At 68.2% G+C, this 20,491-nt stretch carries 16 protein-coding genes; 7 read left to right on the plus strand and 9 right to left on the minus strand.

What is annotated here, in order from left to right; translation table 11 throughout:
- Positions 1–1,143 (minus strand): efflux transporter outer membrane subunit (locus tag AOZ53_RS01910; RefSeq protein WP_054486679.1); only part of this gene is annotated, 1,143 nt, incomplete at its 3' end.
- Positions 1,144–1,240: 97 nt separating this feature from the next.
- Between AOZ53_RS01910 and AOZ53_RS01915 the strand changes: the two genes are divergently transcribed.
- Both AOZ53_RS01915 and AOZ53_RS01920 read left to right on the plus strand, forming a co-directional pair.
- Complete coding sequence (locus AOZ53_RS01915; protein ID WP_231690539.1) at positions 1,241–2,134, plus strand: LysR family transcriptional regulator; 894 nt, start codon at positions 1,241–1,243, stop codon at positions 2,132–2,134.
- A gap of 206 nt (positions 2,135–2,340) precedes the next feature.
- Positions 2,341–3,291, plus strand: a complete 951-nt coding sequence (locus tag AOZ53_RS01920; protein WP_231689778.1) for an OmpA family protein — start codon at positions 2,341–2,343, stop codon at positions 3,289–3,291.
- Positions 3,292–3,461: 170 nt separating this feature from the next.
- Here the strand turns inward: AOZ53_RS01920 and acnA are convergent, their stop codons facing one another.
- Together acnA and AOZ53_RS01930 are read right to left on the minus strand one after the other, a co-directional pair.
- On the minus strand, positions 3,462–6,167 hold the full coding sequence (gene acnA, locus AOZ53_RS01925) for an aconitate hydratase AcnA (protein ID WP_054486681.1): 2,706 nt from the start codon (positions 6,165–6,167) through the stop codon (positions 3,462–3,464).
- A gap of 259 nt (positions 6,168–6,426) precedes the next feature.
- Positions 6,427–7,335: a LysR substrate-binding domain-containing protein gene (locus tag AOZ53_RS01930; protein ID WP_054474179.1), complete on the minus strand. Its 909-nt coding sequence runs from the start codon at positions 7,333–7,335 to the stop codon at positions 6,427–6,429.
- Between the two features lie 118 nt (positions 7,336–7,453).
- Between AOZ53_RS01930 and AOZ53_RS01935 the strand changes: the two genes are divergently transcribed.
- On the plus strand, positions 7,454–8,431 hold the full coding sequence (locus AOZ53_RS01935; protein WP_054486682.1) for a pirin family protein: 978 nt from the start codon (positions 7,454–7,456) through the stop codon (positions 8,429–8,431).
- Between the two features lie 266 nt (positions 8,432–8,697).
- Positions 8,698–10,896: a TonB-dependent receptor gene (locus AOZ53_RS01940; protein WP_054486683.1), complete on the plus strand. Its 2,199-nt coding sequence runs from the start codon at positions 8,698–8,700 to the stop codon at positions 10,894–10,896.
- A gap of 64 nt (positions 10,897–10,960) precedes the next feature.
- On the opposite strand, the gene AOZ53_RS01945 is transcribed toward AOZ53_RS01940, so the two are convergent.
- The 6 genes from AOZ53_RS01945 to AOZ53_RS01970 all read right to left on the minus strand — a co-directional run bounded on the left by AOZ53_RS01945 (position 10,961) and on the right by AOZ53_RS01970 (position 17,459).
- Entirely contained in the window at positions 10,961–11,728 is a 768-nt protein-coding gene (locus AOZ53_RS01945) for an SDR family oxidoreductase (protein ID WP_054486684.1), read from the minus strand.
- Positions 11,725–12,720 carry an NAD(P)H-quinone oxidoreductase gene (locus AOZ53_RS01950; RefSeq protein ID WP_054486685.1) on the minus strand — a complete coding sequence of 332 codons (996 nt, stop codon included), beginning with the start codon at positions 12,718–12,720 and terminating at the stop codon, positions 11,725–11,727. Before AOZ53_RS01950 ends, AOZ53_RS01945 begins: the two co-directional genes overlap by 4 nt.
- 19 nt (positions 12,721–12,739) lie before the next feature.
- The gene (locus tag AOZ53_RS01955; RefSeq protein WP_054431899.1) at positions 12,740–13,444 is read right to left on the minus strand and encodes an ABC transporter ATP-binding protein; all 705 of its coding nucleotides are present in this window, start codon (positions 13,442–13,444) and stop codon (positions 12,740–12,742) included.
- Positions 13,437–15,218 carry a branched-chain amino acid ABC transporter ATP-binding protein/permease gene (locus tag AOZ53_RS01960; RefSeq protein WP_054431898.1) on the minus strand — a complete coding sequence of 594 codons (1,782 nt, stop codon included), beginning with the start codon at positions 15,216–15,218 and terminating at the stop codon, positions 13,437–13,439. The genes AOZ53_RS01955 and AOZ53_RS01960 overlap by 8 nt, the downstream gene beginning before the upstream one ends.
- Positions 15,219–15,240: 22 nt before the next feature.
- Positions 15,241–16,107, minus strand: coding sequence for a branched-chain amino acid ABC transporter permease (locus tag AOZ53_RS01965; RefSeq protein WP_006390231.1), 867 nt, complete (start codon positions 16,105–16,107; stop codon positions 15,241–15,243).
- Between the two features lie 152 nt (positions 16,108–16,259).
- The gene (locus AOZ53_RS01970; protein ID WP_054431897.1) at positions 16,260–17,459 is read right to left on the minus strand and encodes an ABC transporter substrate-binding protein; all 1,200 of its coding nucleotides are present in this window, start codon (positions 17,457–17,459) and stop codon (positions 16,260–16,262) included.
- 332 nt (positions 17,460–17,791) lie between these two features.
- On the opposite strand from AOZ53_RS01970, the gene AOZ53_RS01975 reads away from it, so the two are divergent.
- Genes AOZ53_RS01975 through AOZ53_RS01985 form a run of 3 tightly spaced genes read left to right on the plus strand, consistent with a single transcriptional unit; the run spans position 17,792 to position 20,464 of the window.
- Positions 17,792–18,574, plus strand: a complete 783-nt coding sequence (locus tag AOZ53_RS01975; RefSeq protein ID WP_054431896.1) for an SDR family oxidoreductase — start codon at positions 17,792–17,794, stop codon at positions 18,572–18,574.
- Positions 18,574–19,536 (plus strand): 3-hydroxyacyl-CoA dehydrogenase, encoded by a 963-nt coding sequence (locus tag AOZ53_RS01980; RefSeq protein ID WP_054486686.1) that lies wholly within the window; start codon positions 18,574–18,576, stop codon positions 19,534–19,536. The genes AOZ53_RS01975 and AOZ53_RS01980 overlap by 1 nt, the downstream gene beginning before the upstream one ends.
- Positions 19,529–20,464, plus strand: coding sequence for a 3,5-dioxohexanoate:acetyl-CoA acetone transferase (locus tag AOZ53_RS01985; RefSeq protein ID WP_054417316.1), 936 nt, complete (start codon positions 19,529–19,531; stop codon positions 20,462–20,464). The genes AOZ53_RS01980 and AOZ53_RS01985 overlap by 8 nt, the downstream gene beginning before the upstream one ends.
- Positions 20,465–20,491 lie beyond the last annotated feature (27 nt).

Here is a 20,491-nt window from a genome sequence, read left to right on the forward strand (position 1 = left end):
CAGTCCGGCGCGCAGGCGGCCGCCGTCGAAGATGGGCAGGGTCAGCGCCGGGCCGATGCCGGCCGCCAGGCTGTTGCCTTGCAGCAGATGCGACAGGCCCAGGCTCTGCAGGCCGGCAAAGGCCTTCAGGTCGATATCGGGATAGAACTCGGCCTTGGCCGCGTCGATGCGGCGGTCGGCCGCGTCCAGGCGCTTGCGCCGGGCCAGCACGTCCGGGCGCAGGCCCAGCAGGCGCGCGGGCAGCGCCGCAGGCAGGGCGGGGTCGGCGCGCAGCGCCAGCCGGGGGCGCCGCAGCGCGTCGGCGTAGCCCGGCGCCTGGCCCGCCAGCGCGGCCAGCGCGTGGCGCTGGCGCGCGATCTCGCGGTCCAGCGCGTCGACCTGGGCATCGCTCTGCGCCAGGCGGCTGCGCGCCTCGGCGACCGGGACGTCGCTGCCCAGGCCGGCCTGGCGGCGCGTCTGGTGCAGGTCCAGCAATTGGCGTTGCCGTTCGCGCTGTTGCTGCGCCAGCTCGTGCAGGCGGAAGGCGGCGTCCAGGCGCAGGTAGGCCGCCGCGATGCCTTGCTGCAACGCCAGCTGCGCATCGGCATGGGCCAGGGCCGCGCCTTCGGCATCCAGCCGGGCGGCGTCGACCAGCGCGCGCCATTTGCCCCAGACATCCAGGCGCAGGCGCAGCGAGGCCAGCAGCGAACCGCTGCCGCCGGTGTTGTCGGCGTAGGGCGCGCCGTAGGTGTAGTGGCCGGGGTAGCGATCGGCGCTGACGCTGGCGCTGGCATCCAGCGTCGGCTGGCGCGCCGCGTCGGCGTTGCCGAGCGCGGCTTCGGCCTGGCGCAGCCGCGCCTGCGCGGCGCGGACGCCGGGCGCCTGCCGCTGCGCATCGGCCATCAGGCGGTCGAGTTGATCGTCGCCCCAGGCGCGCCACCAGGGCGCGCCGTCGTCGGCCGTGTCGCGGACGGCGGCGGCGATGTCGCGGCCGGCATCCAGCGCGGCGGGGTCCAGGGGCTTGCCGGCGGGCCGCAGGCCGCCGTGGCTGGCGCATCCCGCGACGCTGACGAGCGCCGCCAGCGCGGCGGCGAGCGGGGCATGCCGCCACCGCGCGCGGCGGACGGGCCGGGCGTCGGGGCGATACCGTGTTGAGTGAATCATGGCGTGCTTCCGTGTTGAACTGGCCGCCATGGTGCCGCTGCGCTACAGTTGCGTATATGGACAAGCTGATAAGTAATAGTTGCGTTGGGTGCAATCCATGGATATGAATCTGCTGGTCGCGCTCGATGCCTTGCTGGCCGAAGGCAGCGTCACCGGCGCCGCCGAACGCCTGCAATTGAGCGTGCCCGCCATGAGCCGCACGCTCGACCGCGTGCGCCGCATGATGGGCGACCCATTGTTCGTGCGCGCCGGGCGCGGCCTGGTGCCGACGCCGCGCGCCGAAGCGCTGCGCGAACCCGTGCGGGCCCTGGTGGCCCAGGCGCAGGAACTGCTGGCGCGCGATGCCACGTTCGATCTGAAGACCCTGCGGCGCGTGTTCACGATCCGCGCCGACGACGGCGCCGTCAGCACGCTCGGGCCGGCCCTGCTGGACACGCTGGCCAAGGAAGCGCCGCGCGTCACGGTGCGCTTCATCTCGCAGGGCAAGCAGGACGTGCTGTCATTGCGCGAGGGCGCCATCGACCTGGACATCGGCGTGATCGAGGACATGGGGCCGGAGATCGTGCGGCAGCGCCTGTTCCCCGACCGCTTCGTCGCGGTGTTCCGGCCGGCCAACCCGCTGGCGCGGCATCGCAAGCTGACCCCCGAACGCTTCGCCAAGGCGCGCCACGCCACGGTCTCGCGTCGTGGCGTGTTGAGCGGCCCGGTGGATGTGGAGCTGGGCAAGGCCGGCCTGGCGCGCCACATCAGCACCGTCACGTATTCCTTTGCCGAGGCGCTGGCGATCACCCGCAACTCCGACCTGGTCGCCACCGTGCCGGACCTGCTGACGCTGCACCTGCGCGACGACCTGCTGATGCGCGCCTTGCCATTCGACACGCCCGCCGTGGTGATCTCGCAGGCCTGGCATCCGCGTTTCAACGAAGACCCGGCCCACCGGGCGATCCGGCAGATGGTGCACCGGATCAGCCTGGCGATCAGCGGCCGTTGACCCGGGCGGATCCCGCAAAAGCGCGCGCGCTTCGCCGCGGCCTGTCGGCCTTGGTCACCGCGGCCAACGTTTGGTTACCCGATGCGGTTCCAAATGCCGGACCGGCTATGCATAATGGCAGCCGCCCGCGCTGCGGGCGTTTTCCTGTTCTGGACGCATGCCGGAGCCATCCGGCCGGGAGGGTAGAGATCGTGAATGCGCATATCGTGAAATCCGCGTGCCTGGCCTTCGCCGCCGCGACGCTGGCGGCGGCATCGTCCGCCTGGGCCGGGGACGTCGAGGGCTCGCGCGACCATCCCGCCCTGACCCGCTTCGCGGGCGCCGAGATCCGCGCCTACGAATTCAAGGACTACGACGAAGCCCTGATGCCCAACCAGGCCATCACCCGCGAAAGCGAGGCCAAGGGCCTGACGCTGGAAGGCAAGCTGACGCGCATCGCCTATCGCATCGACGGCAAGAAGTCGGCGCTGGAGGTCTATCGCAATTACCAGGGCGCGCTGCAGGCCGGCGGCTTCAAGACCCTGTTCGAATGCAAGGGCGACGAGCAGTGCGGCGGCGACTTCCAGTCGTTCGTCCTGAACAGCGGCAAGGTCAGCCAGCCGGGGCAGGGCGACGCGGCCTTCGGCGGCAAGTACTACGCGGTGCTGGCGAAGAAAGAGGCGCCCACGGGCGACATCTATGTGTTCCTGGATGTGATGGACGACAACTCCAACAACATCACGCCGGTGTTCCAGCAGGTGATCGAGACCAAGCCCATGCAGACCGGGCAGGTCAAGGTGCTGGACATGGCCGCCATGCAGAAATCGCTGGCCGAATCGGGCCGCGTCGCGGTCTACGGCGTCTACTTCGATACGGACAAGGCCGAGGTCAAGCCCGAATCGAAGGCCGCGCTCGACGAGATGGGCAAGCTGCTCAACGCCAACCCGAAGCTGAAGGTCTACGTGGTCGGCCACACCGACAACCAGGGCACGCTTGCCGGCAACCTGGACCTGTCGCAAAAGCGCGCCGACGCCGTGGTCAAGGCGCTGGAAGCGGGCTACAAGATCCCGGCCGCGCGCCTGTCGGCGCGGGGCGTGGCGTCGCTGGCGCCGGTGGCGGCCAACGACGCCGAGGCCGGCCGCGCCAAGAACCGCCGGGTCGAACTGGTCGCCCAATGACGCGGTGAGCCTGCCTAATCTTGAGGCGGTTCGGCGATGAAAAGGGCCCCCACGCCGCGCCTTCGGCTTGCTGCCCCCCGAGGGGGGCGTTTTCATCTTGAGGCGGCTCGGCGATGAAAAAGCCCCTGGAACCTCGCGGTTCCAGGGGCTTTGCCTTTGAGGCTCGCGCGTTACGCGGCCAGCAGCTGGCGCAGCACGAAGGGCAGGATGCCGCCGTGCTGGTAGTAGTCGACCTCGATCGGGGTGTCGATGCGCAGCAGCACCGTCACGTCCTGCTTCGAACCATCCTTGCGGGTGATCGTCAGCGTCACGTCCTGCATCGGCTTGATGCCGTTTTCCAGGCCCGAGATGTCGTAGGTTTCCTCGCCGGTGATGCCCAGCGACTGCACGCTGTCGTTGCCCTTGAACTGCAGCGGCAGCACGCCCATGCCCACCAGGTTGCTGCGGTGGATGCGCTCGAAGCTGCGCGTGATGACGGCCTTGACGCCCAGCAGCTGGGTGCCCTTGGCGGCCCAGTCGCGCGACGAGCCGGTGCCGTACTCTTCGCCGCCGAACACCACGGTGGGCGTGCCGGCCGCCACGTACTGCATGGCCGCGTCGTAGATCGACATCTGTTCGCCGCTCGGCTGGAACAGGGTCTCGCCGCCCTCGAAGCGGCTGCCGTCCGGACGCGCCGGGATCATCAGGTTCTTGATGCGCACGTTGGCGAAGGTGCCGCGCATCATGATTTCATGGTTGCCGCGGCGCGAGCCGTAGCTGTTGAAATCGGCCTTCATGACGCCGTTTTCCTTGAGCCACTTGCCCGCGGGCGAGGTTTCCTTGATGGAACCGGCCGGCGAGATGTGGTCGGTGGTGACCGAGTCGCCGAACACGCCCAGCGCGCGGGCGTTCTTGACGGTCGGCATCGCGCCCGGCGTCATGCCGAAGCCTTCGAAGAACGGCGGCTCGGCGATGTAGGTGGAGTCGGGCCAGTTGTAGGTCTCGCCCGTGACGCCCTTGATGTTCTCCCACAGCTTGCCGGGGTTGCTCTTGACCTGGCCGTAGTTGGCCTCGAAGGCCTTCGGGTCCAGCGCGTACTTGAGCAGGGCCTCGACTTCCTCGGTGGTCGGCCAGATGTCGCCCAGCCAGATGTCGCCGTTCTTGCCGCGGCCGACCGGTTCGGTCATCAGGTCGCGCGTCACGGTGCCGGCCAGGGCGTAGGCCACCACCAGCGGCGGCGAGGCCAGGAAGTTGGCCTTGATGTTCGGGTGGATGCGCGCCTCGAAGTTGCGGTTGCCGGACAGCACCGCCGAGCACACCAGGTCATTGCTGGTGATGACGTCGTTCAGGTCGGGCGTCAGGTCGCCGGCGTTGCCGATGCAGGTGGTGCAGCCGTAGGCGGCCACGTCGAAGCCCAGCTTCTCCAGGTAGGGCAGCAGGCCCGTCTTGGTCAGGTATTCGGTGACCACGCGCGATCCGGGGGCCAGCGAGGTCTTGATGTGCTTGGGCACCTTCAGGCCGGCCTCGACGGCCTTCTTGGCCAGCAGGCCCGCCGCCAGCAGCACGCTGGGGTTGGAGGTGTTGGTGCACGAGGTGATGGCGGCGATCAGGATGTCGCCGTTCTTGACCTGGGTGCCGGTGCTGGTGGTGAAGGTCTGCTGCAGCTTCTCGGCCGGCTGGTTGAAGCCGTTCTCGGCGACCGGCTTGGAGAACAGGTCGATGAAGGTGCTCTTGACGTTGCCGATCTCGATGCGGTCCTGGGGGCGCTTGGGGCCGGCCAGCGACGGCGCGACGGTGGACAGGTCCAGCGTCAGCAGCTTGGTGAAGTTGATGTCCTTGGCGGCGGGCACGCCGAACATGTCCTGGGCCTTGAAGTAGGCCTCGAACGCGTCGATTTCGGCTTCGGTGCGGCCGGTGCCGCGGAAGTAGTCGATGGTGCGGCCGTCGACCGGGAAGAAGCCCATGGTGGCGCCGTACTCGGGCGCCATGTTGCCGATGGTGGCGCGTTCGGCCACGGACAGGCTGGCCGTGCCCTCGCCACAGAACTCGACGAACTTGCCGACCACTTTTTCACGGCGCAGCATTTCGGTGATGGTCAGCACCAGGTCGGTGGCGGTGACGCCGCCGCGCAGCTTGCCCTTGAGCTCCACGCCGACCACGTCGGGGGTCAGGAAGTACACCGGCTGGCCCAGCATGCCGGCCTCGGCCTCGATGCCGCCCACGCCCCAGCCGACCACGCCGATGCCGTTGATCATGGTGGTGTGGCTGTCGGTGCCCACCAGCGAGTCGGGGTAGTAGACGTTGTTCTTCTTGTCCTGGTGCACGCCGCGCGCCAGGTATTCCAGGTTCACCTGGTGGACGATGCCGAAGCCCGGGGGCACCACGCCGAAGGTGTCGAAGGCTTGCATGCCCCATTTCATGAACTGGTAACGCTCCTGGTTGCGCTTGAATTCCAGCTTCATGTTCAGGTCGAGAGCGTTCTTGGTGCCGAAGTAGTCGATCATGACCGAGTGGTCCACCACCAGGTCGACCGGCACCAGCGGCTCGATGCTCTTGGGGCTCTTGCCCATCTTGTCGGCGACCGAGCGCATGGCGGCGATGTCGGCCAGCAGCGGCACGCCGGTGAAGTCCTGCAGCACCACGCGGGCCACCACGAACGGGATTTCATCCTCGCGCTTGGCGTTGGCCTGCCAGTTGGCGAGCTGGCGCACGTGTTCCTCGGTGACCTTCTTGCCGTCGCAGTTGCGCAGCACGGATTCCAGCACGATGCGGATGGAGACCGGCAGCCGCTGCACATCGATGCCCAGGGACTTGCCCAGCGCCGGCAGCGAATAGTACTGACAGGACTTGTTGCCGATCTTGAAATTCTTGAGTGTGTCGAGGGTGTTGTGCGGCATGATGGACTCCGTGGTTTTGCCCGCGTAAAGCCGGCATTTTCAGGCGTTTCGGCGCGTTTGTCATTCCGGGCGACAGCGGCGCGATTGGCTGTATGTCTTATATCTTATATAAGACCTGGGCGACGCGTCAAAGTTCCGGCCCGCGCCCGGGGGCGGGTTGCGTGGCGGCGCCGCCACCCCGTACTGTGGAGCAGGCGTGCCGTCCCTGCAAGTCCCCTTTTTTTAACAAAAAAGTCCTACAGGCGCGTGGCGTCGCCGCTCAGCCCAGCAGCGCCGGCAGTTCCGCCACCGCGAAGTCCAGGAACCGGCGCAGGGCCAGCGGCGCGCCGCGGCGGGCGGGCATCACCGCGTAGATGCGGGCCGGCGCCGCCTGCCAGCCGGGCAGCATGTGGACCAGATCGCCCTTGGCCAGGGCGCCGGCGCACAGGTAGTGGGGCAGCAGCGCCACGCCCAGGCCGGCGCGGGCCATTTCCCGCAGCGCCGCCAGGTTGCTGCTCAGGCAGCGCGGCAGGTACTCGACCGACTCGGTTTCGCCGGCCGGCCCGGTGAAGTGCCAGCTCTGCGGGCTGTCCTGGGTGGCATGGGCCAGCAGCGGCAGGGCGTTCAGCTCGCGCGGATGGCGCGCCGCCGCCTGCGCCAGGGCTGGGGTGCCCACCAGGATCAGCGGCACCGGCGCGAGTTCGCGCGCCACCAGGCGGGAATCGGTCAGCGAGGCGCCCTGGGCGCGGAAGGCCAGGTCATAGCCTTCGCCCACCAGGTCGATGATCTGGTCGCGGGTGTCCAGCAGCACCCGCACGCCGGGGTGCTTCAGGCAGAAGCGCGCCACCAGTTCGCCCAGCAGCGTCACCGCCAGCGCCGATGGCGCTGTCATGCGCAGCAGGCCGCTGGGCGTGTCGCCCATGGCCGCCGCCAGGTCGAAGGCGCTGCGGGCCTCGCGCGCCATGGCCAGCGCGTGCACGTAGATCTGCTCGCCCATGGGCGTGAGCGAGACCCGCCGGGTGTTGCGCTGGAGCAACCGCAGGCCCAGGCGCGCCTCCAGTTCGGCCACCCGTCGGCTCAACTTGGAGCGCTGCATGTTCAGCACCCGGGCGGCGGCGGAAAAGCCGCCTTTCTCCACCACCTCGCTAAAGAGCAGCAGGTCGTCGAGATGATGGAGATAGGTGTGCATGGGGTTTACGCGAGTGATTGTCCTACTTAACAGGACAATTATTCCTGAAATTGGCCTCTACTGTGCCGGCGGCAGAACCCATAAGCTCTGCGCCACGTAAAAACCTGGCAGCACATCCTTGACCATCCGTCTCAGTCCCCCCGTCGCGCGGCCCTTCGAACCGGTCGGCGACGCCTGTTCCATCCGGCAGTTCCGCCACACCGATTTTCCCCTGGGCATGTCGCCCCTCGTGCTGGTCGACCATTTCGTCATGACCGGGCCGACGTTCGCGCCCCATCCCCACGCCGGCATGTCGGCCGTGACGCTGCTGCTGGAAGACAGCCGCGGCGTCATGCGCAGCCGCGACAGCGTCCACAACGACCACGAGATCCGCGCGGGCGACCTGCACTGGACGCTGGCGGGGCGCGGCATCGTGCATACCCAGCAGCCGGTGGGCGAGGCGCGGCTGAATGGCCTGCAACTGTTCGTGAACCTGCCGGAGCGGCTCAAGACGCTGCCGCCGGCGACGTCGCTGCTGCGCGCCTGGGAAATGCCGGTGGTGCAAGGCGATGCCGGCCGGGTGCGGGTGGCCTCGGGCCGTTTCGACGGCTGGGACGCGCCGCTGGAAACGCCCGAGCCGCTGCTGATCCTGGACGGCTGGCTGCGTCCGGGCGCGTCGCGCCTGGTGCCGCTGCCGGCGGGCTGGAACGCCTGGCTGTACGCGGTGCAGGGGGAGCTGGGCGCGCGGGCGCGCCATCAGACCACGCCGCCGCGGGCGGCGCCGGACGCGGTCCCGGCCGAACCGTCGCCGGTGGCGGCGTTCCGGCCGCCGGGGCGCACGCGGGTCGCCAGCACGCGGGTCGCCGACCCGGACTTCGCCGTCCTGCCGGCGGGGGCGGCGCTGGCCGCCTCGGCCGACAGCGAGGGCCTGTTGCAGGTGATCGCGGCCGGCGCGCCGGTCCATTTCATCCTGGTGGCCGGCCCCGCCATCGACGAGCCGGTGATCCAGCGCGGCCCGTTCGTGATGGCGGACGCGCGCGCCCTGACGCAGGCCATGGCGGCCTACGAAGCCGGGGAATTCGGGCAGTTGCGCCAGGAAAGCGGCGTTCCCGGGTAAGGCCGCGGGCCGGCGGCGGCCGGCCGGGCCTCGTTGTTCCGTAGCAACGGAAACAGAATTCTATATAGGGGACGGAATGAGAATGATTCCGTTTTATTTAGAATCTGTACCGCACGATCTCAATACCCCTTGGAGAACGGGCTCGACAAGGCCGGGATGACCGGCTCTGCGGCAGTTCGAGTGGCAAGCCGTTACCCGCGCGTGACCCCATCGGGATTTTTGCGATTTTCCGCTTCTCGCGAAGCGCCCGCCTACAGACTCCCGATATGAAATTACGAACCCTCGCGTGCGTGGTCGCGGCCCTGCCGTACACCGTCATCGTCCACGCCCAATCCGCCACGCCCACCGACGGCTCCGTCGTCTCGATGGACGCGATCAAGGTCGAGGCCAGCGCCGACGCCTCGGCCGGCGGCCTGGCCCAGCCCTATGCCGGCGGCCAGGTGGCCCGTGGCGGCCGGGTGGGGCTGCTGGGCACGCAAGACATCATGAGCACGCCGTTCAGCATCACCAGCTATACCAACGAGCTGATCCAGGACCGGCAGGCGCGCAGCGTCGGCGACGTGCTGCAGAACGATCCGGGCGTGCGCGTGGCGCGCGGTTTCGGCAATTTCCAGGAGTCGTACTTCATCCGCGGTTTCATCCTGAGCTCGGATGACGTGGCCTACAACGGCCTGTACAGCCTGCTGCCGCGCCAGTACATCGCCACCGAACTGTTCGAGCGCGTCGAAGTGCTGCGCGGCGCGTCGACCTTCCTGACGGGCGCCTCGCCCGGCGGCGACGGCATCGGCGGCACCGTCAACCTGGTGCCCAAGCGCGCCCCGAACGATCCGCTCACGCGCTTCACCACCGGCTTCTCCAGCGGCGGCCAGTTCTCGGTATCCACCGACATCGCGCGCCGCTTCGGCCCCGGCGACAGCACCGGCATCCGCCTGAACGTGGCCAATCGCAGCGGCGACACCGCCATCGACGACGAACACTCTCGCACCAGCCTGGTGTCGCTGGGCCTGGATTGGCGCTCGGCCGATACGCGCCTGTCGGCCGACATCGGCTGGCAGGAAAACAAGCTCAAGCGCGCCCGTCCGAACGTGACGCTGCGCGGCGTGACCAGCGTGCCGGACGCGCCGGACGCCAGCTCCAACTTCGCCCAGCCCTGGTCGTACTCGAACGAGCGCGACGTGTTCGGCACCGTGCGCGCCGAGCATGACTTCAGCGACAAGCTGACCGGCTGGGCCGCCTTCGGCATGCGCCGCAGCGACGAAGCCAACTCGCTCGCCAACGTCACCGTGACCAACGGCAGCACCGGCGACGGCAACTTCTACCGCTTCGACAATACCCGCAAGGACAGCGTCAACACCGGCGAACTGGGCCTGCGCGCCAAGGTGCGCACCGGCCCGGTCGGCCACGAGTTCGTCGCGTCCGCGTCCTTCTTCGATCTCAAGAAGAAGAACGCGTATGTCATGGACTACCTGAACACGTTCCAGACCAACCTCTACAACCCGACCACCTACAGCCGGCCCGCCTTCAGCGCCGGCGCGCTGGTGGGCAACGACCTGGACGATCCGGCGCTGCAGGGCCGCACCCGCCTGAGCAGCTATGCGCTGGGCGACACGATGTCGTTCCTGGACGACAAGGTGCTGCTGACGCTGGGCATCCGCCACCAGCGCCTGTCCTCGCGCAGCTACGCCTACAACACCGGCACGGAAAACGGCGCCTATGACGCCAGCCGCAATTCGCCCGCCGCCGGCATCGTCTTCAAGGTGACGCCGAGCGTGTCGCTGTATGCCAACTACATCGAGGCCCTGGTCGCGGGCGATACCGCGCCGCTCAACGCCAACGGCAAACCCGTGCCCAACGGCGGCGAAAGCCTGCAGCCGTACGTGTCCAAGCAGAAGGAAGTCGGCGTCAAGTACGACGGCGGCGGCCTGGGCGCGGGCCTGGCGCTGTTCTCCACCGACAAGCCGCGCGCGGCCTACGACGCGTCCAATCGGTTCACCGCCTCCGGCAAGGACCGCCACCAGGGCATCGAGCTGACCGTGTTCGGCGAGCCGATCGACCGCGTGCGCGTGCTGGGCGGCCTGACCTTCCTGGACGCCAAGCAGCGTTCCACCGGCAATACCGCCATCGACGGCAACCGCGTGATCGGCGTGCCGCGCTTCCAGGCCAACCTGGGCGCGGAATGGGACATCCCCGGCGTGCAGGGCCTGGCCGTGGACGGCCGCGTGGTCTACACCGGCGCGTCCTACGCGGATGACGCCAACACCCTCAAGGTGCCCGGCTGGACCCGCTTCGATGCCGGCCTGCGCTACATGATGGACGTGGACGGCCACGTGGTGACGCTGCGCGCCCGCGTCGAGAACATCGCCAACCGCAACTACTGGGCATCGGTGGGCGGCTACCCCGGCAACGGCTACCTGGTGCTGGGCGGCCCGCGCACCTTCTCGCTGAGCGCCAGCATGGACTTCTGATCGCGGCTGTCCGCCTTCGGGCGGACGTCACGCAGGCCAGGAAAAGCAACGCCCCGCCGGCGAGCTAGGTCATCAACCAGCCGCCCGCCACGTCCAGCACCTGCCCGGTCACGAACCGGGCCTGGTCCGAGGCGAAGAACAGGCAGGCGTCGGCCACTTCCTCGGGCGTGCCGAGCCGGCGCAGCGCGGTGACGTCGGCCACGGCGTCGTTGATCTCCTTGGGCACGCTTTTCAGCAGCGGGGTGCTGATGCGCCCCGGCGCCAGGCCGTTGACGGTGACGTCGTGCTCGCCCAGTTCCGCGGCCCAGTGCCGCGTCAGGCCCAGCAGGGCGGCCTTGGTGGCGGCGTAGTGCGCGGCGACGATGTCGCAATAGGCCTTGCCCGCCACCGACGACATGTTGATCACGCGCCCCTGGCGCTGGCGCACCATGTGCGGCGTGGTCAGGTGGGTCATGTAGAACACGCTGTTCAGGTTGACCGCCACCACCTTGTCCCACTCGCCCGGCGTCATCTCCCACACCTTCAACGCGCGGCCGTCGGTCTTGGGCGAGATGCCGACGTTGTTGACCAGGATGGTGGCCGGGCCGAGGTCGCGGGTGATGCGGTCGTAGGCGGCCTGGCACTGGTCGAAATGCGAGACGTCGGCGTGCACGAAGGTCACGGCATGGCCGCGCTTTTTCAGTTCCTGCTCGTAGGCCTGGCCGCCCTGCGAATTGAAGTCGATCAGCCCGACCTTGCCGCCTTCGGCCAGGAAGCCCTCGACGATGGCCGAACCGATGCCGCCGACCGCGCCGGTGACGATGATGACCTGATCCTGGAAGCGCGCGCTCATGCCCGCACCTTCAACATGATCTTGCCGATGTGCCGGCTGCTTTCCATCAGCGCGTGGGCCTGGGCGGCTTCTTCCAGCGGGAACACCTGGTGGATCAGCGGCAGGCAGCGTCCCTGTTCCATCAGCGGCAGCACCTTGTCGGCCAGCGCCTGGGCGATGGCGCCCTTGTCGTCGTCGGAACGCGGCCGCAGGGTGGAGCCGGTGAACGACAGCCGGCGGGTCATGATGGGCAGGGCGTCGATCTCGGCCTTGCTGCCTTCCAGGAAGGCGATCTGCACCAGCCGGCCATTCACCGCCAGCAGGCGGATGTTCTTGTTGATGTAGGCGCCGCCGACCATGTCGAGGATCACGTCCACGCCCTGGCCGCCGGTGGCCTGGTGGACCTCCGCCTCGAAGTCGGTGTCGCGGTAGATCAGCGCGTGCTGCGCGCCGGCCTTCAGGCAGGCCTCGGCTTTTTCCTGGTTGCCCACCGTGGTCCAGACCTCGGCGCCGAAGGCGCGCGCCAGCTGGATCGCGGTCAGGCCGATGCCGCTGGAGCCGCCGTGCACCAGGAACTTCTCGCCGGCCGCGAGGCGGGCGCGCTCGAACACGTTGGTCCAGACGGTGAAGTAGTTCTCCGGGATGGCGGCGGCGGACAGCAGGTCCAGGCCGCGCGGCACCGGCAGGCAGTGGCGCTCGTCGGCCAGGCAGTACTGCGCGTAGCCGCCGCCGGGCGTCAGCGCGCAGACCCGGTCGCCGACCTGCCAGCGCGTGGCGTCGGGACCGACGGCGACGATGGTGCCCGCGACCTCCAGTCCCAGGTAGGGCGAGGCGCCGGGCGGCGGCGGATACGAGCCGGAGCGTTGCAGCACGTCGGGTCGGTTGACGCCGGCGTAGGCGACCTCGATCAACACCTGGCGGCCGGCGGGCGCGGCCATCTCGCGTTCGGCCAGGCGCAGGCAATCGGGCGCGCCGCCCGTGCCGTGGTCGATGAATGTGCAGCGTAGAGACATGAATGCGGTCCTTCGGATTTCAGTGGCCCAGATAGGCCTTCTTGACATGGGGATCGGCCAGCAGTTCGGCGCCGGTGCCGGTGCGCACGATGGCGCCGTTCTCCAGCACGTAGCCGCGGTCGGCCAGGCGCAGCGTGCGGAACACGTTCTGCTCCACCAGCAGCACCGTGACGCCGTGGGACGTGACGTCGCGGATGATGTCGAACATCTGCTGCACCAGCAGCGGCGACAGGCCCAGCGAGGGCTCGTCGAACACCAGCAGCTTGGGGTCGGCCATCATGCCGCGCGCGATCGCCACCATCTGCTGCTCGCCGCCGGACAGCGAGCCGGCGTACTGCGCCAGGCGTTCGCGCACCCGCGGGAAGATCTGCAGCACTTCCTCCAGCTTGCGCTGCACGATGGGGCGGGCGGCGCGCTTGTACGAGCCCATCAGCAGGTTGTCGCGCACCGTGAAATGCGGAAACAGCTGGCGGCCTTCGGGAATCATGGTGATCCCGGCGTCGACGATGTCGTAGGGCGTGCGGTTGGTCAGGTCGCGGCCCTCGAACTCGACCCTTCCGGTGGTGGCGGCGACCACGCCGCACAGCGTCTTCAGGGTGGTGGTCTTGCCGGCGCCGTTGGCGCCGATCAGCGTCACGATCTCGCCGGCCCTGACCTCGAAGTTCAGGCCGTTGAGCACCTGGCTCTTGCCGTAGCCCGACGACAGATCCGAAACCTTAAGCATCCTGGTACTCCTTGCCCAAATAGGCTTCGATGACGGCGGGGTTCTCGACCACGTCCTTGGGGGCGCCGCTCACCAGCACCGCGCCTTCGTTCAGCACGATGATGCGGTCCGACAGCGCCATGGTGGCCTGCATCATGTGCTCGATCAGCAGCACCGACACGCCCGAATCGCGGATGCGGCGGATCATCTTGATCGACTTCTCGATGTCGGTGGGGTTCAGCCCCGCCATGACCTCGTCCAGCAGCAGGATGCGCGGCCGGATCGCCAGGGCGCGGGCGATCTCCAGCCGCTTCATGCCGCCCACCGTCAGGCTGCGGGCCTCGGTGTTCAGGTACTTGAGCAGGTCGGTTTCCTCGGCCACCTTGAGCGCGATCTGCTCGGCCTCCTCGCGGTCGGCGGTGCGGATGAAGGCGCCCAGCATGATGTTCTCCAATACCGTCAGGCCGGTGAACGGCTTGGCGATCTGGAAGGTGCGGCCCAGCCCCTGGTGCGCGAACTCGTCCGGCGTGTTGCACGAGACCCAGTTGCCCTTGGCATCGACCATCGACACCGCGCCCTTGTCGGGCGACAGGAAGCCGGACAGCAGGTTGAACACCGTGGTCTTGCCGGCGCCGTTGGGGCCGATCATGCCCAGGATCTCGTGCTGGTTCAGCGTCAGCGAGACGTCGTTGGTGGCGCGCAGGCCGCCGAAGCTCTTGAACAGGTTCTCGGCCTTGAGCACCGGCTGTTCGCGCCGCGCCGCGTCGGTCGGACGGGCCGGTTCGACCCGCTGGCGCCGGGCGCGCGGCGTGCCCAGGTAGGGCAGGCGCGCCAGCGCGCGCTCGATGGCCGGACCGAAGGCGCCGGCCAGGCCGCGCGGAATGGTCAGCACCACCGCCACCAGGATCAGGCCGTAGATCAGCCCGTGCATGCCGTTGCCCACGCTGGACAGCCAGCCGCGCGCCAGCTCGGCGATCGGCAGCACCAGGAAGGTGCCGGCGATGGGGCCGGCCACCGTGCCCAGGCCGCCGATCAGCGCGAACATCGCCACCTGGATAGACAGCTCCAGCGAGAAGGCCGAGCTGGGATCGACGAAGGTCAGGTAAGTGATGTGGAAGGTGCCGATCACGCTGGTCAGCATGGCCGACACCACCGCGGCGATGATCTTGACGCGCACCGTGTGGATGCCCACCGCCAGCGCCGCGTCCTCGCGCTCGCGGATGGCGATCAGGTAATGGCCGATGCGCGACTTGCGGATGTACCACGAGACCCAGGTCACCAGCAGGAACAGGCCGAAGGCGATGATCACGTAGTTGATCTTCTCGCGGAACACGATCCAGGCCCAGCCGATGTTCAGCGGCAGGCTGATGCCGCTGGAGCCGCCGGTCCAGCTTTCCTCGTGGATCACCAGCAGCCGCACCACTTCCAGGATGGCGATGGTGGCCAGCGCGAAGAACGGACCGCGCAGCCGCAGCGTGGGATAGCTGATGATGATGGCCACGACGGCCGAGATGGCCGCGCCCGCCAGCATGCCGAACCACGGCGAGATGCCGAAGTTCTGCGTCAGCAGGGTGGCGGTGTAGCCGCCGATGCCGTAGAACACCGCGTGGCCCAGCGACAGCTGGCCGGCGTAGCCGCCGACGATGTTCCACGCCACCGACAGCGCGGAGAAGACGAACAGCAGGACGAACAGGTTGGTCCAGAACGGCGTGCCCGTGACGACGGGCACGATGAACATGACGATCAGCAGAATCAGGCTGACGTAGGCTTTGGGGCTTCGAAAGTCGGGAAACACGTCTCGCTCCTTGTGGCTCTGATCACTCTGTGCCGACGCCGAACAGGCCGGTCGGACGCAGGACAAGGATCAAGAGGAAGATCCCGAAATAGACGACCTCTTTGAGGTCGGGGGCGATGTAGTAGCCGGCCAGCGTATCGACGATGCCGATGATCATGGACCCGGCCACCGCGCCGTACAGGCTGCCCAGGCCGCCCAGCACCACGATCACGAAGGCGGTCAGCACGAAGTACGTGCCCACCGTCGGGAACACCGGATACTGCGGCGCCAGGAGGCCCGCGGCGATGCCGACGAAGGCGGTGCCCAGGCCGAAGGCGATGGCGTAGACGTTGTTGACGTTCACGCCCATCAGCGTCGCGGCATAGCGGTGCTGCGCCACCGCCCGCAGCGCGCGGCCCAGGTAGGTGCGGTGCATGAACAGGTGCAGCAGCACGGCCAGGCTCAGGCCGACCACGAAGGTCACCAGCTGGCCGGTGACCATGGAGTAGTTGCCGACGTCGATGGCGCTGGTGCCCAGTTGCACCGGGGCGCGGAACACGTTGGCGCCGAAGATCACCAGCGCCAGGTTCAGCAGGATGGTGGACACGCCCACCGTGGCGAAGATCTGGATGTGCTGGTCGGCGTTGAGCAGCGGCTGGATGATGCCTTTCTGCGTCAGCGCGCCCAGCGCGAACAGGATGACCGCCACCGGCACCAGGCCGATGTACGGATGCACGCCGAACTGCGCCGCGATCAGATAGACCAGGTACATGCCGATCATCAGGAATTCGCCGTGCGCGAAGTTGACGACGCGGACCACGCCGAAGATCAGCGTCAGCCCCAGGCTGATGATGGTGTAGGCGCCGCCCAGCAACAGGCCATTGATGACCAGTTGAATGAAGATATCCATGGTGCAACCTCTTGGAACGGGGTGCGCCCCGGCGCCGCGGCGTGGCCGACGCGGAACCGGGGCCCGCGGGCCCCAGTGAAACGCCGGACGCCCCCGAGCGTCCGGTTTGCTGGCTTGCCGTGCCGGGCCTGCCGGAAGGCAGCCCCGGCGTTCTATTTATTGAAGACGGGCTTGCCCAGCGCGAGGTTGTCCGGCGCGATGGTGACCAGCTTGCCGTCCTGCCACTGCATCACGTAGAAGGTCGAGGCGTTGTTCTGGCCATCCTCGCCGAAGTCGAAGGCCCAGCCGTTGGCGGTCTGGCCGGCGGGCTTCTTGTACGCCAGCACGGCCGCGCGGATCTTGTCCTTGTCGGTCGACTTGGCGTTGGCGATGGCTTCGAAGAAGGCCTTGGCGCCGACGTAGTTGGTCAGGCTGTGGCCGGACTGCGGGTCGCTTTTGTAGGTGGCCTTGTAGGCTTCCAGGAACTTGTCCAGGCCCGGCGCGCCGGCCGGGTTGATGGACGATTGCGGGAAGTCCAGGTCGAACACGCCGTTCATGTCGGCGCCCACGGCCTTGGCGGTGTCGGCCAGCGAGTAGCCGCCGCCGGCGCCGATCACCACCTTGGGCTTGAAGCCGGCCGCGCGCGCCTGGCTGAAGTACAGGATGGCGTCGTTCTGGTAGGCGGTCTGCAGCACCACGTCGACCTTGGCGCCCTTCAGGCGCAGGATCAGCGAGGACAGGTCGACCGTCTTGGCCGAGTACGGCAGCACCTCGGCCACGGTGTAGCCGAGTTCCTGGGCGCGCTTTTTCTCGGTGGCGGCCACGTCGGTGCCGTAGGGGCCGTCCTCGTGGATGATGCCGATGCGCACTTCCTTCGGGTTCAGGCCCATGCCCGGCCCGATGATGTCGTGCAGCGCGTTGACCACCGAGACGCCGTACAGCGCGGTGTTGGGGTTGCTGCGGAACAGGTATTTGTAGCCGCGCGTGGTGATCTTGTGGGCGGTGGCGCCCAGCTCGAAGTAGGGCACGCCGGCCAGCTCGGTCACGGGCGAGGCCGCGTACGAGATGCCCGAGGCGTAGCTGCCGAACACCCCGACCACGTTGGACGAGATCAGGCGCTTGGTCTCGGATACCGCCTGGGTCGGGTCGACCGCGTCGGCCTTGATGATCTGGATCTTCTCGCCGTTGATGCCCCCGGCGGCGTTGATCTCGTTGACGGCCAACTCCAGGCCGCGATAGCTCTCTTGTCCCAGCAGCGCCAGGGCGCCGCTGAACGGGAAGAGGGCGCCCACCTTCATGTCGGCCGCCGCGGCGCCGCTGGCCATGGCGCCGCACAGGCCCAGCGCGATGGCGAATTTGTTGATCTTGAACACTGTCTACGCTCCTTTGTGGGTATGGGGTGCGGACTGTTGTCTGAATCGTCCGTCTGTTTTTGAATATATGATATATGTGCCGGCGGGGTGTGAGAACCTCGTCCTGGATTCTAGTGCCGGACTTGTCCGGCTGAATCGGGGATTTCCCTCAAGCCGCATGAATAAAGCGTTTGCGGGCAGTTTTCCTCTGCGGAGCAGGTCAAATTCCGCTGTCCGGACCCGGTTTCACGGACCCGTTCATGGCTGCTTTCCTGGCAAGAAAGTTCCCCTTTAAATCATATATCCTATATGATCAAAAGGCGTTTGAGCACAAGAATCCAGGAGACAGAAGCATGTTCGAGGAAGTGGATTTCGCCGGAAAAAAGGTACTCATCACCGCCGGCGCCGATGGGCTGGGCCTGGAAATGGCCCAGGTGTTCCACCGGGCCGGGGCGTCGGTGCTGGTGTGCGATGTCAACCGCGAGCGGCTGGCGGCCTTGCCGGCCGAGCTGCCGGGCGTGCGCGCCGTCCATGCCGACGTGTCGGATGAGGCCAGCGTGGCCGCCCTGTTCGACGCCGTGCGCCAGCAGCTGGGCGGCCTGGACATCCTGGTCAACAACGCCGGCGTGGCCGGCCCCACCGGCTTCGTCGAGACGCTGTCCAAGGCCGATTGGGACCGCACCCTGGCCGTCAACATCACGGGCCAGTTCCTGTGCGCGCGCCAGGCCATCCCGCTGCTCAAGCAGTCGCGCGCCGGCGTCATGATCAACCTGTCGTCGGCCGCGGGCCACCTGGGCTTTGCCGGGCGCTCGGTCTATTCGGCCTCGAAGTGGGCGGTGATCGGCTTCACCAAGTCGCTGGCGATCGAGCTGGGCGGCCACGGCATCCGCGTCAACGCCATCCTGCCGGGCGCGGTCGAAGGGCCGCGCATCCGCGCCGTGATCGACGCCAAGGCCAGGACGCTGGACAAGCCGGTCGAGGAAATCGCCGCGCTCTACGAGAACCAGGCGGCGCTGGGCCGCATGGTCACCGCGCGCGACATCGCCAACATGGTGCTGTTCAACGCCAGCGAGGCCGCCCGCAGCGTCACGGGGCAGGCCATCGTGGTGGACGGCTTCACGCAGAAGCTCTACTGATGGCGGCCGATCCGCAGCGGCGCCACGCCGCCATCATCGGCACCGGCCTGATCGGCCAGGCCTGGGCCATCGTGTTCGCGCGCCAGGGCTGGCAGGTGCGGCTGTACGACGTCAACGCCGCCATGCTGGCCGAGGCCGGCGCGCTGATCCGGCGCCAGCTGGATGAATTGCAGGCGCACGGCCTGTTGCGCGACGCGGCGGCCGCGGCCGGCCGCATCCAGGCCGCCGCCAGCCTGCAGGAGGCGCTGGCGGGCGCCCGCTACATCCAGGAGAACTCGCCCGAGCGGCTGGATCTGAAGCGCGACCTGTTCGCGCAACTGGACGCGGCGGCCGACCCCGACGCCATCATCGGCAGTTCCACGTCCAGCATCCCCGCCAGCGAATTCACCGAAGGCCTGCCCGGCCGGGCGCGCTGCCTGGTGGCGCATCCGGTCAATCCGCCGTACCTGATCCCGGTGGTGGAGCTGTGCCCGGCGCCCTGGACCAGCGAGGCCGCCATGCAGGCGGCGCGCGACATCATGCTGGATATCGGCCAGAAGCCGGTGACGATGCGGCGCGAGATCGAGGGCTTCATCCTCAACCGGCTGCAGGGCGCGCTGCTGCACGAGGCTTTCCGCCTGGCCGCCGCCGGCATCGCCAGCGCCGAGGACATCGACACCACCGTCAAGGACGGCCTGGGCCTGCGCTGGTCGTTCATGGGGCCGTTCGAGACCATCGACCTGAACGCGCCTGGCGGCCTTGCCGACTACTGCGCGCGCTACGGCGGGCTGTACCAATCCATCGGCGCCACCCAGGCCGACAGCGTGCCCTGGGACGGCGCGCTGGTCGAGGCCCTGGCGGCCGAACGGCGCGGCCTGCTGCCCGCCGACGACCTGACGGCGCGCCGCTACTGGCGCGACGAACAACTGATGCGCCTGATGCGCCACAAGCAACAGCAAGACAACGGAGACGGAAATGGCTAAGCCGAAACAGAAAGTCGTGATCACCTGCGCCGTGACGGGCGCCATCCACACGCCCAGCATGTCGCCGCACCTGCCGGTGACGGCCGACGAGATCGCCGAGGCCGCCATCGGCGCGGCCCGCGCCGGCGCCGCCGTGCTGCACCTGCACGCGCGCGACCCGGAAACCGGCAAGCCGTCGCAGGACCCGGCGCTGTTCGAGCCGTTCCTCAAGCGCATCAAGGCCGAGACCGACGCCATCATCAACATCACCACCGGCGGCAGCCCGCACATGACGGTGCAGGAGCGCATGCGGCCGGCCACCACCTTCAAGCCGGAGCTGGCGTCGCTGAACATGGGTTCGATGAACTTCGGCCTGTTCCCGATGCTGGGCCGCTTCCAGGACTTCAAGCACGAGTGGGAGCGCGAGCACCTGGAGAACAGCCGCTCGCTGATCTTCCGCAACACCTACCAGGACATCGAGTCGATCCTGGAGCTGGGCAACGCCAACGGCACCCGCTTCGAGTTCGAGTGCTACGACATCAGCCACCTGTACAACCTGGCGCACTTCGTCGACCGCGGCCTGGTGAAGTCGCCGCCATTCATCCAGTCGGTGTTCGGCATCCTGGGCGGCATCGGCCCGCACCCCGAAGACCTGATGCACATGAAGCGCACCGCAGACCGCCTGTTCGGCAATGAGTACGAATGGTCGATCCTGGGCGCCGGCCGCAACCAGATGCCGCTGGCCACCATCGGTGCCGCCATGGGCTCGAATGTGCGGGTGGGGCTGGAGGATTCGCTGTGGATCGGGCCGGGCCAGCTGGCCGAGTCGAACCGGTCGCAGGTCGAACGCATCCGCACCATTCTGGAGGCGCTCAACCTGGAAGTGGCCACGCCCGCCGACACCCGCGCCAAGCTGGGATTGAAGGGCGGCGACAACGTGGCGTTCTGACGCCAATCCGGGCAAGGGCGTGCGCGC

Origin of the sequence: Achromobacter sp. 2789STDY5608621, assembly GCF_001299375.1 — a bacterium.
GTDB classification, from domain to species: Bacteria; Pseudomonadota; Gammaproteobacteria; order Burkholderiales; family Burkholderiaceae_B; genus Achromobacter; species Achromobacter insuavis.

Coding starts and splice junctions, on each gene's coding strand:
- AOZ53_RS01965 (WP_006390231.1), bottom strand. CDS start 16,107: ATGGATATCTTCATTCAACTGGTCATCAATGGCCTGTTGCTGGGCGGC.
- AOZ53_RS01985 (WP_054417316.1), top strand. CDS start 19,529: ATGGCTAAGCCGAAACAGAAAGTCGTGATCACCTGCGCCGTGACGGGC.
- AOZ53_RS01930 (WP_054474179.1), bottom strand. CDS start 7,335: ATGCACACCTATCTCCATCATCTCGACGACCTGCTGCTCTTTAGCGAG.
- AOZ53_RS01950 (WP_054486685.1), bottom strand. CDS start 12,720: ATGTCTCTACGCTGCACATTCATCGACCACGGCACGGGCGGCGCGCCC.
- acnA (WP_054486681.1), bottom strand. CDS start 6,167: ATGCCGCACAACACCCTCGACACACTCAAGAATTTCAAGATCGGCAAC.
- AOZ53_RS01915 (WP_231690539.1), top strand. CDS start 1,241: ATGGATATGAATCTGCTGGTCGCGCTCGATGCCTTGCTGGCCGAAGGC.
- AOZ53_RS01945 (WP_054486684.1), bottom strand. CDS start 11,728: ATGAGCGCGCGCTTCCAGGATCAGGTCATCATCGTCACCGGCGCGGTC.
- AOZ53_RS01980 (WP_054486686.1), top strand. CDS start 18,574: ATGGCGGCCGATCCGCAGCGGCGCCACGCCGCCATCATCGGCACCGGC.
- AOZ53_RS01975 (WP_054431896.1), top strand. CDS start 17,792: ATGTTCGAGGAAGTGGATTTCGCCGGAAAAAAGGTACTCATCACCGCC.
- AOZ53_RS01955 (WP_054431899.1), bottom strand. CDS start 13,444: ATGCTTAAGGTTTCGGATCTGTCGTCGGGCTACGGCAAGAGCCAGGTG.
- AOZ53_RS01940 (WP_054486683.1), top strand. CDS start 8,698: ATGAAATTACGAACCCTCGCGTGCGTGGTCGCGGCCCTGCCGTACACC.